The organism is Alcaligenes sp. Marseille-Q7550 (genome assembly GCF_965112015.1).
The window spans coordinates 842,888-857,787 of sequence record NZ_CBCOPU010000002.1 but is presented as its reverse complement, the minus strand read 5'-3'; the positions used below and the strand labels follow the sequence as shown (position 1 = coordinate 857,787).

General features: G+C 65.3%; 14 protein-coding genes. 9 read left to right on the top strand and 5 right to left on the bottom strand.

Annotated features, from left to right (window positions below; translation table 11 throughout):
• Positions 1 to 66: 66 nt before the first annotated feature.
• Complete coding sequence (locus ACWPWO_RS13450) at positions 67 to 210, bottom strand: hypothetical protein (protein WP_454007004.1); 144 nt, start codon at positions 208 to 210, stop codon at positions 67 to 69.
• A gap of 388 nt (positions 211 to 598) precedes the next feature.
• Here ACWPWO_RS13450 and ACWPWO_RS13445 point away from each other — a divergent pair, with 388 nt between their 5' ends.
• Positions 599 to 3,070 (top strand): GNAT family N-acetyltransferase, encoded by a 2,472-nt coding sequence (locus tag ACWPWO_RS13445; protein ID WP_454007003.1) that lies wholly within the window; start codon positions 599 to 601, stop codon positions 3,068 to 3,070.
• 63 nt (positions 3,071 to 3,133) lie between these two features.
• On the opposite strand, the gene ACWPWO_RS13440 is transcribed toward ACWPWO_RS13445, so the two are convergent.
• Together ACWPWO_RS13440 and yjgA are read right to left on the bottom strand one after the other, a co-directional pair.
• The gene (locus tag ACWPWO_RS13440) at positions 3,134 to 3,802 is read right to left on the bottom strand and encodes an alpha/beta hydrolase (RefSeq protein ID WP_454007002.1); all 669 of its coding nucleotides are present in this window, start codon (positions 3,800 to 3,802) and stop codon (positions 3,134 to 3,136) included.
• Positions 3,799 to 4,347, bottom strand: a complete 549-nt coding sequence (gene yjgA / locus ACWPWO_RS13435; protein ID WP_394061798.1) for a ribosome biogenesis factor YjgA — start codon at positions 4,345 to 4,347, stop codon at positions 3,799 to 3,801. Before yjgA ends, ACWPWO_RS13440 begins: the two co-directional genes overlap by 4 nt.
• 62 nt (positions 4,348 to 4,409) lie before the next feature.
• Here yjgA and pmbA point away from each other — a divergent pair, with 62 nt between their 5' ends.
• The 7 genes from pmbA to erpA all read left to right on the top strand — a co-directional run bounded on the left by pmbA (position 4,410) and on the right by erpA (position 10,759).
• The gene (gene pmbA / locus ACWPWO_RS13430; protein ID WP_454007001.1) at positions 4,410 to 5,777 is read left to right on the top strand and encodes a metalloprotease PmbA; all 1,368 of its coding nucleotides are present in this window, start codon (positions 4,410 to 4,412) and stop codon (positions 5,775 to 5,777) included.
• 233 nt (positions 5,778 to 6,010) lie between these two features.
• Entirely contained in the window at positions 6,011 to 7,114 is a 1,104-nt protein-coding gene (locus tag ACWPWO_RS13425) for a TRAP transporter substrate-binding protein (RefSeq protein WP_454007000.1), read from the top strand.
• Between the two features lie 272 nt (positions 7,115 to 7,386).
• A complete protein-coding gene (rplM, locus tag ACWPWO_RS13420; RefSeq protein ID WP_394061792.1) occupies positions 7,387 to 7,815 on the top strand; it encodes a 50S ribosomal protein L13 in 429 nt (142 codons plus the stop codon).
• A 9-nt stretch (positions 7,816 to 7,824) separates the two neighbouring features.
• Entirely contained in the window at positions 7,825 to 8,217 is a 393-nt protein-coding gene (rpsI, locus tag ACWPWO_RS13415) for a 30S ribosomal protein S9 (RefSeq protein WP_394061790.1), read from the top strand.
• Positions 8,218 to 8,372: 155 nt separating this feature from the next.
• Positions 8,373 to 9,437, top strand: coding sequence for an N-acetyl-gamma-glutamyl-phosphate reductase (argC, locus tag ACWPWO_RS13410; protein ID WP_454006999.1), 1,065 nt, complete (start codon positions 8,373 to 8,375; stop codon positions 9,435 to 9,437).
• Positions 9,438 to 9,579: 142 nt separating this feature from the next.
• On the top strand, positions 9,580 to 10,308 hold the full coding sequence (locus tag ACWPWO_RS13405) for a DUF6776 family protein (protein ID WP_454006998.1): 729 nt from the start codon (positions 9,580 to 9,582) through the stop codon (positions 10,306 to 10,308).
• Positions 10,309 to 10,390: 82 nt separating this feature from the next.
• Positions 10,391 to 10,759, top strand: a complete 369-nt coding sequence (erpA, locus tag ACWPWO_RS13400; protein WP_394061784.1) for an iron-sulfur cluster insertion protein ErpA — start codon at positions 10,391 to 10,393, stop codon at positions 10,757 to 10,759.
• Between the two features lie 196 nt (positions 10,760 to 10,955).
• Here the strand turns inward: erpA and ACWPWO_RS13395 are convergent, their stop codons facing one another.
• Positions 10,956 to 12,053 (bottom strand): anhydro-N-acetylmuramic acid kinase, encoded by a 1,098-nt coding sequence (locus ACWPWO_RS13395; RefSeq protein WP_454006997.1) that lies wholly within the window; start codon positions 12,051 to 12,053, stop codon positions 10,956 to 10,958.
• Positions 12,054 to 12,061: 8 nt separating this feature from the next.
• Positions 12,062 to 13,429 carry a peptidoglycan DD-metalloendopeptidase family protein gene (locus ACWPWO_RS13390; protein WP_454006996.1) on the bottom strand — a complete coding sequence of 456 codons (1,368 nt, stop codon included), beginning with the start codon at positions 13,427 to 13,429 and terminating at the stop codon, positions 12,062 to 12,064.
• 243 nt (positions 13,430 to 13,672) lie between these two features.
• On the opposite strand from ACWPWO_RS13390, the gene tyrS reads away from it, so the two are divergent.
• Positions 13,673 to 14,899, top strand: coding sequence for a tyrosine--tRNA ligase (gene tyrS / locus ACWPWO_RS13385; RefSeq protein ID WP_454006995.1), 1,227 nt, complete (start codon positions 13,673 to 13,675; stop codon positions 14,897 to 14,899).
• Position 14,900: the final 1 nt, after the last annotated feature.

The window sequence follows — 14,900 nt, the reverse complement described above, 5'->3', positions numbered from 1 at the left end:
GCGGGACGCGGCCGGCAAGTCAAAAAAAAGTGGGAGGCCCGGCGGGACGCGGCGGACGCCGCCGCGTCAGTGGGCGCGTACCGGCGGAGGCTTGTCGCCGTCCATGGACCAGCGGCATTCAGGCCGACGGGTCGTGGCATTGATGCGCCAGGCGATGCCGGGGCGCTTGGGGGCGGCGCACAGGGCGGCGAGCCGCGCATCGGCGCGCAAGGGGGGGGCGGCGGGGCCGCAAGGGGCCCGGCGGGAGGTAAACTCGAGACGCAGGGGTCACGCCGTGGGGTGCTGCGCAGGCCGCCGGAGCCGACCGCATCAATCAGTCACGCCGGGATGGCCCTTGCAGCCTGCTTCTTCGACTACTGTCGCTGGACATAGCGGGTTTTCCTGTCAGAGAGCCGGAAGGCGCTGCTTTCCGGACAGCCGTCATTTTACGGCGCGCCGCCGCTGCAAAGCAGGCGTTTGGCCAAGGCATTGGGCTACGCCGCCTATACCAAAGGATAGGCGCGCCGGGTGCAGCCGATGGCTTTTACTTTGGCGGCGGCTGTGCTTAAGATGGGAGGACTTTCAACTTGGCGTGTGCTTACAGTATGGCGGAGCGATCATGGCAGTCTTGAGGCATCGTCTGACGGCATTGTTTGAACCCCGCTCGGTGCTGGTGGTCTCGACCCTGCCCTTGCCCATTCTGCGCGAGGAACCGGCGCGCCTGGCCGGGCGCATCACGCAGGCCGTCGTCAGCGCGACCGAGGTGCGCGTCCCGGACCGGCTGGAGGGCCTGGTCGGCACGCAGCGCCTGGACCTGGCGCTGGTCTGCATCGCGCCCGATCGCCTGCCGCAGGCGCTGGATGCCATCCGCCCGCACAAACCGCGCGTGGTGGTCATCCTGCCCTCCGACCTGTCGTCCCAGGATCCGCTGGAGGACATGGTCTACGCCCGCTCCTGGGCGCGCATCAACGACTGCCTGGTGCTGGGTCCGCGCGCCTTCGGCGTGCAGCGGCCGCACCTGGGCATCAACCTCAGCCACGAGCCGCAGATGGCCCTGGCCGGACGGGTGGCGCTGGTTTCCCAGTCGCGTTCCATCACTTCCGCCCTGATGGACTGGGCCGACGACGTCAGCCTGGGCTTTTCCGCCATTGTCTCGGTGGGGGACGAGGCTGTCGTGGACGTGCCTGAAGTGCTGCATTACCTGGCCATGGATCCGCGCACGGACAGCATCGCCCTCTACCTGGAGCACACGCCGGCTTCGCGCCGCTTCACCAGCGCCTTGCACGCCGTGGCGGCGGTCAAGCCCGTGGTGGTGCTGAAGGTGGGCGGCCAGCGCCAGTCGGGCGAAGCGCACGAGGCCGTCTTCAATGCATTGATGCGGCGCGTGGGAGCGGTGCGCATCCGGTATTTCGTGCAATTGTTCTCCGCCCTGAAGGTGCTGGTTTGTACGCGCCGCCCCAAGGGCCGGCGCATCGCCCTGTTTTCCAACGGAAACGGCGCCGCCCAACTGGCCCTGGACGTGCTGGGGCCCGATGCCGCCGTTTCCTGTCCGGAGCTGGCGCCCGCCACGCAGCGCGCTCTGGAAAACCTGCTGGTGCCGGGCGACCAGCCCCAGAATCCGGTGGTCACCTTCGCGCCGCTGACGCCCATGCGCATCGACTCGGTGGTCTCCACCCTGCTGGACGACGCGGACATCGACGGGGTCCTGGTGCTGCTGACGCCCGACCCGCTGTCGGACATGCAGGCGGTCTCGCGCCAACTGGCCATGCTGTCGGCCAGCGCGCGCAAGCCCATCATCACCTGCCTGATCGGCGATGCGGACATGCGGCCCCTGCGTCATCTGCTCGACGGCGTGGGCACGCCGGCCTTCCGCACGCCGGATACCGCCGCCAACGCCTTCGACCTGCTGGCGCGCTATCACTACAATCAGCACCTGTCGCAGCAGACCCTGCCGCCGCTGCCTCTGGGCACGCTGCCCGAAGTCGAGCCGGCGCGCGCCCTGGTCAGCGAGATCCAGAGCGAGCGCCGCCAGCCCACGCAAGAGGAATGCCGCGATCTGCTGCGTTATTTCCACGTGCCGGTGGTGGACTTGCGCGTCACGAGCGACCAGGGCCTGCCGGACCCCGACCTGCCGCCCATGGGGGTCCGCTTCGAGACCGACGACAAGCTGGGGCCCTATGTGGTGTTCGGCGCGGCCGGCCACGAGGGCTGGCTGTCCGCCTCCTACCCGGCTGTGGAGCTGCCGCCCCTGAATCGCTACCTGGCCCGCCAGTTGGTGGAGCGCAGCCCCTTGTGGCGCAAGATGCTGTCCTCGCGCCTGACGCCGCTGGTGCTGACGCAGTTGCTGCAGACGATCGAGCGCCTGTCCGACCTGATGAGCGAGCTGCCCGGCGTGAGCGGCGTGGCTCTGGACCCGCTGATGGCCGGCGACAACAGCCTGTACATCCAGAGCATCAAGATCACCCTGAGCAGCCAGTCCATGCTGGTGCTGCCCGAGACGGCGGGCTACCGCCACATGGCCATCCACCCCTATCCGCGCCATCTGATCGAACGGCGCCAGTTCCAGGACGGGCAGCGCTGGACGCTGCGTCCCATCCGGCCCGAGGACGCCGAGGCCTTGCAGGCCTTCATGCGCGGCCTCTCGGACGAGACCCGCTACATGCGTTTCGTGTCCATGTTGCGCGAGCTGACCCCGCGCATGCTGTCGCGCTATACCCGCATCGACTATGACCGGGAGCTGGCGCTCATCGCCACCGTGCGCTCGCCCAATCCGGACAATCGCAACCACCCGCGCGACGAGATCATCGGCTTTGCCCACTATCTGCGCAACGCCGACGGCCGCGGGGCCGAGTACGCCCTGGTCATCGGCGACGCCTGGCAGCGGCGGGGCCTGGGGCTGACCTTGATGCAGGCCCTGATCCAGGCGGCGTCCGAACAGGGCCTGACCTACATCGACGGTTACGTGCTGGCCTCCAATTCGCCCATGCAGGCCTTGATGAAGCGCCTGGGCTTCCAGAACGACCCGGATCCCGAGGACCCCAGCATGCGGCGGGTCTGGCTGGACCTGGGAGAGACGCGCCGCTCGGATTGAGCCTGCGCGAGTCGAAAAAAACGCCGCTGTGGCCAGCGGCGTTCTGCTTGAGCATCCGTGGTGTTAGCGCAGCACCTGGCGCAGGAACTCGCCGATGGCGGCGATTTCGTCCGGACAGACGGCGTGCGGCATGGGGTAGGTGTGCCACTGGACGGCATAGCCCAGGGACTGGAGCTGCTCGCGGCTGGCTTCGGCGCGGCTGATCTGCACGACCGGGTCCATGATGCCGTGCGCCATGAAGATGGGCGTGTTCTGGTTGGCCGGATGGCGCTCGGCCGCGACCGAGCCCGCCAGGGGCAGGTAGCCTGACAGGCAGACCATGCCCGCCAGCCGTTCGGGCAGGCGCAGGCCGGTCTGCAGCGTCATGGCGCAGCCTTGCGAGAAGCCGGCCAACACGATGCGTTCGGTGGGAATGCCGCGCGCGTTCTCGCGGGCGATCAGGTTCTGCACCTCGGTCTGGGAGTGGCGCAGGCCGTTCTCGTCTTCGCGGCGCACCAGGTCGGCCACGTAGATGTCGTACCAGGAGCGCATGGCCATGCCGCCATTGATGGTGACGGGCTGGACGGGAGCATGAGGGAAGACGAACCGGATGGGCGGGGCGGCTTCCAGGCCCAGCTCGGGGACGATGGGCGCGAAGTCGTGGCCATCGGCGCCCAGGCCGTGCAGCCAGATGACGGCGTGCTGCGGATTGAGGCCGGTTTCAATTTCAATCGACTCAAGCAGGGGATTCATGGGGACTCCGAAAGGTCAACCAGGGTCTTGATGTACTGGTACAGGGCGCGGTAGTGTTTGCGCTGCGGATCCTGACCGGGCATCAGTGTCTCATTTTTCTGTGACTCTTTGCGGGCGGCTCGTATCAGCGTGCGAAGCTGCTGGATGTCGGCGCCGGGGAATTCGTTCATGAATTCGGTCAGGGCGTCGTCGCTGCGCAACAGCAGGTCGCGCAGCGCCTCCAGCCGATGCATGGCCTGGGTCTGTTCCCGGGAGCCGTTCTCCCAGACGTCCAGTTGCTGCAGGATGGGCTCGGGGTCGACCTGGCGCATAAGCTTACCGACAAAGTGAATTTGCCGGCGGCGGCCTTCCCGGGCTGTAATGCGTTTGGCTTCCTTGATGGCGATCAGCAGCCGCTCGTCCAGCTGGAGCTGCTTGAGCCTGTCGTCGGAGAGTTCGATCAGTCGTTTGCCCAGGTCCAGCAGGGCATGCATTTCACGTTTGACCTGCGATTTGCTGGGCCGATCGTATCCGTTTTCGTCGATTTCAGTGCGTGGGCGGGACATAAAGAGTGAAAAAGATTGTCGCCAATTGGCTATGATAACCGCCTAACCCTGAAAGAGTAGCAATGAGTCAACGAACTATTTCCCAATTGGCTATCAGCGCCAACCAGTTCCAGTTCTGCGAACTGGTGGACGAAGCGCTGCGTCACTCCAGCAAGCTTGGCGCCAGCGACGCAGCGGTGGATATTTCCGAGAACAAGGGCCTGGCCGTGTCCGTGCGCCAGCGGGAACTGGAGACCGTCGAGCAGACGCAGGATCGCTCCCTGGGCGTGACCGTGTTCGCGGGCCAGCGCAGCGGCTCGGCATCGACATCGGATTTTTCGCTCAAGGCTCTGCGCGAGACCGTGGAGGCGGCCTGGCACATCGCCCGCTACACGGCCGAGGACCCGTTCGCGGGCCTGCCTGAAAAAGACATGCTGGCCCTGGAGTATCCGGACCTGCAGTTGCATCACCCCTGGCTGCTGGATGCGGACCAGGCGGCCCGCCTGGCCATCCGCGCCGAGCAGGCGGCGCTGGACCTGAGCCCGCTGGTCAGCAATTCGGAAGGCGCCTCGGTCGATACCGTGGAAGGCCATTTCGTCATGGGCAACAGCCGCGGCTTTCTGGGAGGCTATCCCTACAGCCGGCACTCCATCAGCGTCAGCCCCATCGTGGGCAAGGGCGATCGCATGCACCGCGACTACTGGTACAGCACCTCGCGCGATCCCCACCGCCTCTCCAGCCCCGAGTCCGTGGGCCGCTACGCCGCCGAACGCCCCCTGTCGCGCCTGTCGTCGCGCCGCATTCCGACGGGCCGCTGCCCGGTGCTGTTCGAGGCGCCGCTGGCCGTGGGCCTGCTCGGTTCGCTGGTGCAGGCCACCAGCGGCTCGGCCCTGTACCGCAAGACCTCCTTCCTGCTGGATTCGCTGGGCAAGTCCGTGCTGGCCAAGCATATCGACGTGGTCGAGCGCCCGCATCTGGCCGGCGCCATGGGCAGCGCGCCATTCGATGCGGAGGGCGTGCGCACCCGCGATCGCGACGTGGTGCGCGGCGGCGTGCTCAAGGGTTATTTCCTGTCTTCCTACGCGGGCCGCAAGCTGGGCATGCCGTCCACCGGCAATGCCGGCGGATCGCACAACCTGCTGCTGAGCTCGCGCCTGACGCGCCCCGAGGACGACCTGGACGCGATGCTGCGCAAGATGGATCGCGGCCTGCTCGTCACCGAACTGATCGGCCAGGGCATCAATTACCTGACGGGCGACTACTCGCGCGGCGCCTTCGGCTACTGGGTGGAGAACGGCCGGATCCAGCACGCGGTGGAGGAAATCACCATCGCCGGCAATCTGGCCGACATGTTCGCCCAGATCGTGGCGGTGGGCGCCGACACCTTCGGACGCGGTTCCAAGAGCACCGGCTCCATCCTGATCGAGCAGATGTCGGTGGCCGGATCCTGAGGCCGTACCGCATGGCGCCCCGTGCGCCGGAGCGCTCCGCACCTTGTCCGTGCCGCGTCCGCGCTGCGCCCGCACTGCGTCCGCACTTAATTTCATGGGCGGGCCGCCGTTATGACGGGGTTGCGGGATAATCCCGGTCCCGCAGGGCCCCGCTGGGCTGTGCGCCAGTGTAATATCCTTAGCACAAAAAAACATTTCCCAATGATCGTCGAACGCCCACAAGGAGGTTTTTCATGCAGCGTCGCTCGTTCCTGAAAAAGGCAGGCCTTGGCGCCGTGGCCGGCAGTGCCGCCATCGCCGCTCCTGCCATTGCTCAGAGCAATCCCAAAGTCAACTGGAAGCTGACGTCCACCTACGGACCAGCCACGCCGGCCCTGTTCTCCACCGCCCAGGCATTCTGCAAGATGATTGAAGAGGCGACGGACGGCAACTTCAGCATCCGCCTGTATCCCGCCGGCGAGATCGTTCCAGGCTTTGGCGTGATGGACGCCGTGAGCAACGGTACCGTGGAATGCGGCCAGACCGCCTCCTACTACTACTATGGCAAGGACCCCTCCTTCAGCTTCGACACGGCCGTGCCGTTCGGCCTGAACGCCCGCCAGATGAACGCCTGGATGCAGGAAGGCAACGGCACCAAGCTGCTGCGCGAGCTGTTCGCCACCCGCAACATCATCAACTTCGCCTTCGGCAACACCGGCACCCAGATGGGCGGCTGGTACCGCAAGGAAATCAATTCGCTCGAAGACCTGAAGGGCCTGAAGATGCGTACCGCCGGCTTTGCGGGCGAAGTGCTGGCCCGCATGGGCGTGGTGCCCCAGCAGGTGCCGCCCGGCGACATCTATCCCTCGCTGGAAAAGGGCACGCTGGACGCCGTGGAATTCGTCGGCCCCGTGGACGATGAAAAACTGGGCTTCCAGAAAGTGGCCAAGTACTACTACTACCCCGGCTGGTGGGAAGGTTCGGCCCAGGTGTCGCTGTACGTGAACGACGCCGCCTTCAAGGCCCTGCCCAAGCAGTACCAGTCCCTGATCGAGACCGCCTCGCGCGCCGCCGGCGAGCGCATGATCGCCCAGTACGATGCCCAGAGCCCCGCCGCCCTGCGCCGCCTGATCGCCAGCGGCGCCGTGCTCAAGGCCTTCCCGCGCGACGTCATGGACGAATCCTTCAAGACCGCCAATGTGCTGTACAAGGAATTCTGCGACAAGGACCCCATGTTCAAGAAGATCCACGACGACTACATGGGTTTCCGCGACGCCATCGTGCCCTGGTTCCGCGTGGCTGAAGGCTCCTACGACAACTACCTGGGCATCGCCCTGTCCAACCTGAAGAAGGGTTGAACCCTGCGCGCCGCGTCCGCGGCGCCTTTCTGGTCCAAAGCCCTTCCCTCGTCAGGGGAAGGGCTTTTTTGTGGCCTCTTGGCCCTGTTTTCCGAAAACCCTGTGTGTTTTCCGCTATTTATGTTATTATGGCGAGCTATTTGGCAAAAAATGCACGGGCGGAACATAACGTCTTGGCAGGGCCGGATAGGGCTGTCCCGTATGTAGTGCGGGCGGCGCAATGGGGCAGGCATGTTGTTTGCCCTGTGTATTTTTCATATTTAGGAACCATCATGAAGACCTTCGTGGCCAAGCCGCATGAAGTCAAACGTGACTGGTTTGTGATCGACGCTAAAGGCAAAGTCCTTGGTCGTGTGGCCAGCGAAGTCGCACGCCGTCTGCGTGGCAAGCACAAACCCGAATACACCCCTCACGTTGATACGGGCGATTACATCATCATTATCAATGCCGCTGAAATTGCCGTGACCGGCAACAAGGCGCAGGATAAGAAATACTATCGCCACTCCAACTTCCCAGGCGGTATTTACGAAACCAATTTCCAAACCATGCAAGAGCGCTTCCCCGGCCGTGCCATCGAAAAGGCCGTCAAGGGCATGCTGCCAAAGGGCCCCCTGGGCTACGCCATGGCCAAGAAACTGAAGGTTTACGCTGGTGCCGAGCATCCTCACAGTGCTCAACAGCCTAAAACTCTGGACATCTAAGGATAGGTCATGATCGGTAACTGGAATTACGGTACGGGCCGTCGCAAGACCTCCGTCGCTCGTGTCTTCATCAAGAAGGGTTCGGGCCAAATCGTGGTCAACGGCAAACCCGTCGACGAATACTTCGCCCGCGAAACGGGTCGCATGATCGTGCGCCAGCCTCTGGTGCTGACCAATCATGTCGAATCGTTCGACATCAAGATCAACGTGCACGGCGGCGGCGAAAGCGGCCAGGCCGGCGCCGTCCGTCACGGCATCACCCGCGCTCTGATCGACTACGACGAGTCCCTGAAGTCCGCCCTGAAACAGGCCGGCCTGGTGACCCGCGACGCCCGCGCCGTCGAACGCAAGAAAGTCGGTCTGCACAAGGCACGTCGCCGCAAGCAGTTCAGCAAGCGTTAATCCGCTTCGCTGCCTGTCTGGCGCTCAAGAACCCCGGCCTTGGCCGGGGTTTTTGTTTGCCGGCTACATTTGTCCATGCGGCCGGCGCGCTTTGCGCCGGGACGAGCGGGGACTGCGGTAACATACGATTTTTGACCTCATATTCAGGAAAGTTCATGGCTTCACACAGCGATACCCGGATCAAGGTAGGGATTGTCGGCGGCACGGGTTACACCGGGGTCGAGCTGCTGCGTCTGCTGTCCCAGCACCCTAACGTCGAACTGGTCGCCATCACCTCCCGCAAGGAGGACGGCGTGCCCGTCTCGGACATGTATCCGAACCTGCGAGGCCACGTGGACCTGAAGTTCTCCACGCCTGAACAGGCCGGGCTGGAGCAGTGCGACGTCGTCTTCTTCGCCACGCCCCACGGCGTGGCCATGAGCCAGGCCGAGCGCCTGCTGGAGGCGGGCGTGCGCGTCATCGACCTGGCGGCGGACTTCCGCCTGCAGGACACCGATGTCTTCCAGAAGTGGTACAAGATGGAGCATGGCTGCCCGGACGTGCTGCGCCAGTCGGCCTACGGCCTGCCCGAGCTGCTGCGCGACAAGATCGCCCAGTCCAGGGTCATCGGCAATCCCGGCTGCTATCCCACCACGGTGCTGCTGGGCCTGGCCCCCTTGCTGGAAGGCGGCAAGAAACTGGTGGACACCGCCCACCTGATCGCCGACTGCAAGTCCGGCGTGTCGGGCGCGGGCAAGGGCGCTTCGGTCCCCAACCTGTTCGCCGAGGCCAGCGACAACTTCAAGGCCTATGGCGTGGCCGGCCATCGTCACCATCCTGAAATCGTGGAGCAGCTGCAGCGCCTGGCGGGCGGCCCCGTGGGGCTGACCTTCGTGCCCCATCTGGTGCCCATGATCCGCGGCATGTTCTCCACCATCTATGCCCGCATCCTGCCCGAAGCCCTGGATACCGATTTCCAGGCCTTGTTCGAGCAGCGCTACGCCCAGGAGCAGTTCGTGGACGTGCTGCCGGCCGGCACGCTGCCGGAGACCCGTTCGGTGCGCGCATCCAATCAGTTGCGCATCTCCGTGCAGCGCCCCGGCAACGGCGATCAGCTCATCATCCTGGTGGTGCAGGACAACCTGGTCAAGGGCGCCTCCGGCCAGGCGGTGCAGAACATGAACATCCTGTTCGGCCTGCCCGAGCAGACCGGCCTGCGCCAGGTGGCGATTCTTCCTTGATTGCGGGCCTTGGCGTCGGTCCCGCCGTCCATGACGGGCGCATGGCAAAGCCGGACGCGTCCCGCATGGCGGCGAAGAAGCGCAGGCCGCAAGGCCGGAGCTCTGCCTGGGAACTTGCCGTTGATGAACGGGTCAAACGTTCATGACTGAACCATCCGAATCGTCGCGCGTCGCGTCCGCCCGATCCCGCTTTCCGGGCGCCATCGTGCTGGCCCTGGCGGCCGGCCTGCTGCTGGGGGCCGGCGGCCTGTGGGCTTACCAAGGCTTCATCCAGCAGGACAGGCGCGCCGATAGCATCCAGCAGGCGCTGCAGGACTTGAGCCGCAGCCAGGAGTCCCTGCGCCAGATGCAGACGGAGTTCGAAGTCCTGCGCGGCCAGCTGGTGCTGGAGGAAAGCACGCGCAAAGGGCTGGAGAAGTCCCTGCAGAGCACGCAGGCCGACCTGGCCCACACGCGCGAGCAACTGGCCTTCTACGAACAGCTTCTTCCGCCGGGCCCCAGCGGATCGGTCAGCATACGGGCGCTGGACATCAGCCGGCGCGGCGATCTGCTCGCCTACAAGGTGTTGCTGCAGCGTAACGCCACGGAAGGCAAGGCTTTTTCCGGCCGGCTGCAATTTCAGGGCACTGGCCGGCAGGGCGGAAAAACCGTTAAAATCGATTTATCGCCGACCGTGGGGCCGGATCCCGCGGCCACAGAGTCCTCCGGCGAACAACCGGATCCCTTGGCTTTGAATTTCAACCAGTTTCAGCGTGCCATAGGCTGGCTGGCCCTGCCAGAGGGCTTTCAGCCCACCTCCCTGACACTGAACATCCTGGAAGGAAACACCATCAGAGTGTCCCGCCAGGCGGACATCGCCCAGTCAGACTGACCGCCCGACCCGCGAGCGGCGCAAGCGCTGTGCGATCCATACGATCATTACGCATGCCGGCGGGGGCCGGCAGGAGAACCACATGAGCACCCTTACCGAATCCGTTGATCTGCAAGCCCCTCCTTCTCCCCTCATCTTCACGGATGCGGCCGTGGAGAAAGTGCGCGAACTGCTGATCGAAGAGGGCAGTCCCGAACTGAAGCTGCGCGTATTCGTGCAAGGCGGCGGCTGTTCGGGGTTCCAGTATGGTTTCACCTTCGATGAGCTCGTCAACGACGACGACACCATCATCGACAAGGACGGCGTCCAGCTGCTGGTGGACGCCATGAGCTTCCAGTACCTGGTCGGCGCGGAGATCGACTACAAGGACGATCTGGACGGCGCGCAGTTCGTCATCCGCAATCCCAACGCCACCACCACCTGCGGCTGCGGCTCCTCCTTCACGGTGTAAGCCGCGCGCTTCCTTGCTGAAGCGGCGTCTGCCACAAAAAACCCTGCCTTTCACTGGGCAGGGTTTTTTTTTATGGCCAGACCGTCCAAAGACAAAAGAGCGGCCGTTCTGGCGGCAGGCAGGCGCGGCCTGTACTGCGCGAGGACGCTGCTCTTTGCCGGAAAGCAAGCCCGAGGCAGGCGGGACGCAAGCCGGATCAGGCCGGGTAGCAGGCGCCCAGGACCGTAGGTCGGCGCGCCCCGGTCACGGCGGGCAGGCCGGCGGGGATGCGCTCCACGTGGGCATGGGCCAGCCAGGCGAAGGCCAGCGCCGCGATGTGCCGGGGGTCCAGTCCCAGTTCGCTGGTAGGCCGCACGGGCAGGGCCAGTTCGTCCGACAGACGGGCCAGCATGCAGGGATTGGCCGCGCCGCCTCCGCAGACCAGGACTTCCTGCGCCTGCGGCGCGCTGCGGCGGATCGCATCGGCGACGCTGCGCACCGTCAGTTCCAGCAAGGTGGCCTGGACGCCGGCCGGGTCGAACGGCTGTGCGCCATAGACCTGCAGCAGGCGCTGCTCCAGCCAATCCAGGTTGAACAGATCGCGGCCCGTGGACTTGGGCGGCGGCAACTGCAGCCAAGGCTCGGCCAGCAGGGCGGCAAGCAGGTCCTGGTCGGGCGCGGCGCTGGCGGCCCATCGGCCGTCCTGGTCGTAGGGCAGGCCGCGGTGCTTGCGTATCCAGGCGTCCAGCAGCATATTGGCCGGACCGGTGTCAAAGCCGAATACGGGCTGGCCGGGCAGCAGCAGGGAAATGTTGGCGATGCCGCCCAGGTTCAGGATGACTCGGCCGCCTTCGCTGCGGAACAGGGCCTCGTGGACGATGGGGACCAGCGGCGCGCCCTGGCCGCCGGCAGCAATATCGCGGCTGCGGAAGTCGGCGATCACGTCCACGCCGCAGCGCTCGGCGATATGGGCGGGAGCGTTCAGTTGCAAGGTATAGCCCTGGTCGGGCGCGTGCCGGATGGTCTGGCCGTGCACGCCGATGGCGCGCAACGCCGTTTTTTCAGGGCCCCGGATCCAGGGCAGGCAGGCTTGCACGTACAGGTCGGCCAATTGCAGCGCGGCGCGACTGGCGCGGGCCAGCTCGTCGTGGCCGGGGTGCTGCAGGGCCAGAAGCTCGTCGCGCAAGGCGGCCGGCATGGGCAGGCTGTTCGCCTGCAGTATGCGGGCGCCCTGTGCGCCGAATTCGGCCAGCACGGCGTCCACCCCGTCCATGCTGGTGCCGGACATCAGGCCGATGTACAGGGGCCCCTGCATGGCCGTGCTCAGCGGCTGGCCACTTGCACGCCTTCGGCGGCCGGCTGCAGCAGCGCGAAGTTGTTCTGGTAGGAGGCCAGCACGGCGGTGAACTGCTTGCGTTGCGGCGCATCGAGCACGCGCGCCACGGGCAGGTCCACGGACAGCGGATCCACCGCCTTCTGGGCGATGCGGAATTCGTAGTGCAGATGCGGGCCGGTGGCCCAGCCGGTCGAGCCCACGTAGCCGATCAACTGGCCTTGTTCCACGCGATCGCCCTTGCGCAGGCCTGCGGCAAAGCGGCTCTGGTGCGCGTACAGCGTGGTGAATTCGCCGTTATGCTTGAGGATGATGGTATTGCCATAGCCGTTCTGGCGCCCGATGAATTCGACCACGCCGTCGGCTGGGGCATGGATGGGCGCGCCGCTCGGGGCGGCGTAGTCCACGCCTTTATGGTCCCGCCAGCCGCCGTGCACGGGGTGGCGGCGTCCGCCGAAGGTGGAGCTGATGCGGGTGAATTTCAGGGCGGTGCGCAGGAAGGCGCCTTTCAGGCTCTTGCCGTCGAAGTCGTAGTAGCCGCCGCTGCCGTTGTCGGGCTGGAACCAGGCGGCTTCGTGGACCTTGCCCTGGTTGATGAACTCCAAGGCCAGCAGGCGTCCGGCGCCCACTTCCTGGCCTTCGTGGCCGTAGGATTCATACACCACGCGGAAGCTGTCGCCCTTGCGCAGGTCCTTCAGAAAGTCGATCTTGCTGCCCAGGATGTCGGCCATCTGCAGCGTGATGCTGTCAGGAATCCCGGCCTGGTCGCTGGCGCCGAACAGGGAGCTGTTGATCTCGGCCTGGGCCACCCGCACCTGGGCGTGGGCCTGGTCGGTCTGTTCCTGGGCGGTGAAGCCCTTGCCGCCGTCGGGCCGCACTTCCAGCCAGCGCGCCACGCCGCCGCCCGCTTCCTCGGAGTAGGGCGTATGCTTGTAGCGCAGCCAGAGCAGGTTGCCGTTGGCGTCCAGGGCGGCCTGCAAGGTGCGGCCGGGATACAGTTTGTAAATGGAGCGCGCCTGCTTGTCGTGCGTCAGGAACTGCAGCAGGCCTTCCTCGTTGATGTTCATGCGCTGCAACAGCGCGGCCAGCGTGTCGCCGCGGCGGATGCGGGTTTCGCTGACGTAGGCCTGGCTGTCCCGGGTCTGCAGCACTGTCATCTCGGCCGGCAGGGGCAGGGCGGTGCGCGCCTGGTAGATCAGGGGCTCGGGGCTGCTGGGCATGACGACCGCCAGCGCGCCGGCGGCTGCGAAGGAACCCAGGGCCAGGACGACCAGTCCCGCGCGGATGAATGGAGCTCGACGAGGTCGAGGCTGGTGGATGTCAAGGGGTGGGGAGGAGCGTTTCCCTTTGCTGAACATAAAACCAGAGCCTTGATGGACGTACGAGTCACTGTCCCCCTTGCCAGCAGGCGGCGGTCAGTGAGTACTGGGCGGACAAAAAGCATTCCTGCCCGGGCGAACTGACCTGCGCGGGAATGATAAGATAAGTTGGGATACGAATCCTTGCCGAATTTCAAGCGCGGCTCGCAATAGCAGGCTATCCTAGCGCATTAGGCTTCATTTTTCGAGCATTTTTACTTATTAGTTTGTCACCAGATCGTTATGTCTTTCCCATCAGAGCCCCTTTCCCCGGATGTCCTTGCCGACCTGGCCATTGTCAAGCGCGGCTGCGACGAATTGCTGGTCGAATCCGAATTCGCGCGCAAGCTGGAGCGCAGCCGTTCCAGCGGCCAGCCGCTGCGGATCAAGCTGGGCCTGGATCCCACCGCGCCGGACATCCATCTCGGGCACACGGTGGTGCTGAACAAGATGCGCCAGCTCCAGGACCTGGGGCACACCGTCATCTTCCTGATCGGGGACTTCACCTCGACCATCGGCGACCCCAGCGGACGCAACAGCACCCGGCCGCCGCTCACCCCCGAGCAGGTCGTGACCAACGCCAAGACCTACTACGATCAGGCCGCGCTGGTGCTCGATCCCGAGCGCACCGAAGTGCGCTACAACTCCGAATGGTGCGACAAGCTGGGTTCGCGCGGCATGATCCAGCTGGCTTCGCGCTATACCGTGGCCCGCATGATGGAGCGCGACGACTTCACCAAGCGTTTCAAGGCCAACCAGCCCATCTCGGTGCATGAGTTCCTCTACCCTCTGCTGCAGGGCTACGACTCGGTCCAATTGAAGGCGGACCTGGAACTGGGCGGCACGGACCAGAAATTCAACCTGCTGGTGGGCCGGGAGCTGCAGAAAGAATACGGCCAGGAGCAGCAGTGCATCCTGACCATGCCCCTGCTGGTGGGCCTGGACGGCGTGGAGAAAATGTCCAAGTCCAAGGGCAATTACATCGGCATCAGCGAAACGCCGGACTCCATGTTCGGCAAGCTCATGTCCATTTCGGACACCCTGATGTGGCGCTACTACGAGCTGCTGTCCTTCCGCAGCCTGGAGGACATCGCCGGCCTGCGGCGCCAGATCGAAGAGGGCCGCAATCCGCGCGACGTCAAGGGGGAGCTGGCCCAGGAGAACGTCGCGGGCCGTCACAGCGCCAAGGCCGCCGAGCAGGCGCTGGAGAACTTCGAGGCGCGCTTTCGCCGCGGCGAAATGCCCGAGGACATGCCCGAAGTCACCGTCGCCGGGCAGTTGGCCCTGCTCAAGGTCCTGCGTGAAGCGGGCCTGGTGGCCTCGGGCAGCGAGGCCCAGCGCAACGTGGAGCAGGGCGGCGTGCGCATCGACGGCGAGCGCGTGGACGACAAAGGTTTGCAACTGGAGCCGGGCAGCTACGTGATGCAGGTGGGCAAGCGCAAGTTCGCCCGCGTCACCCTGACCGGCTGAT

Coding starts and splice junctions, on each gene's coding strand:
- ACWPWO_RS13445 (WP_454007003.1), top strand. CDS start 599: ATGGCAGTCTTGAGGCATCGTCTGACGGCATTGTTTGAACCCCGCTCG.
- ACWPWO_RS13440 (WP_454007002.1), bottom strand. CDS start 3,802: ATGAATCCCCTGCTTGAGTCGATTGAAATTGAAACCGGCCTCAATCCG.
- yjgA (WP_394061798.1), bottom strand. CDS start 4,347: ATGTCCCGCCCACGCACTGAAATCGACGAAAACGGATACGATCGGCCC.
- pmbA (WP_454007001.1), top strand. CDS start 4,410: ATGAGTCAACGAACTATTTCCCAATTGGCTATCAGCGCCAACCAGTTC.
- ACWPWO_RS13425 (WP_454007000.1), top strand. CDS start 6,011: ATGCAGCGTCGCTCGTTCCTGAAAAAGGCAGGCCTTGGCGCCGTGGCC.
- rplM (WP_394061792.1), top strand. CDS start 7,387: ATGAAGACCTTCGTGGCCAAGCCGCATGAAGTCAAACGTGACTGGTTT.
- rpsI (WP_394061790.1), top strand. CDS start 7,825: ATGATCGGTAACTGGAATTACGGTACGGGCCGTCGCAAGACCTCCGTC.
- argC (WP_454006999.1), top strand. CDS start 8,373: ATGGCTTCACACAGCGATACCCGGATCAAGGTAGGGATTGTCGGCGGC.
- ACWPWO_RS13405 (WP_454006998.1), top strand. CDS start 9,580: ATGACTGAACCATCCGAATCGTCGCGCGTCGCGTCCGCCCGATCCCGC.
- erpA (WP_394061784.1), top strand. CDS start 10,391: ATGAGCACCCTTACCGAATCCGTTGATCTGCAAGCCCCTCCTTCTCCC.
- ACWPWO_RS13395 (WP_454006997.1), bottom strand. CDS start 12,053: ATGCAGGGGCCCCTGTACATCGGCCTGATGTCCGGCACCAGCATGGAC.
- ACWPWO_RS13390 (WP_454006996.1), bottom strand. CDS start 13,429: ATGTTCAGCAAAGGGAAACGCTCCTCCCCACCCCTTGACATCCACCAG.
- tyrS (WP_454006995.1), top strand. CDS start 13,673: ATGTCTTTCCCATCAGAGCCCCTTTCCCCGGATGTCCTTGCCGACCTG.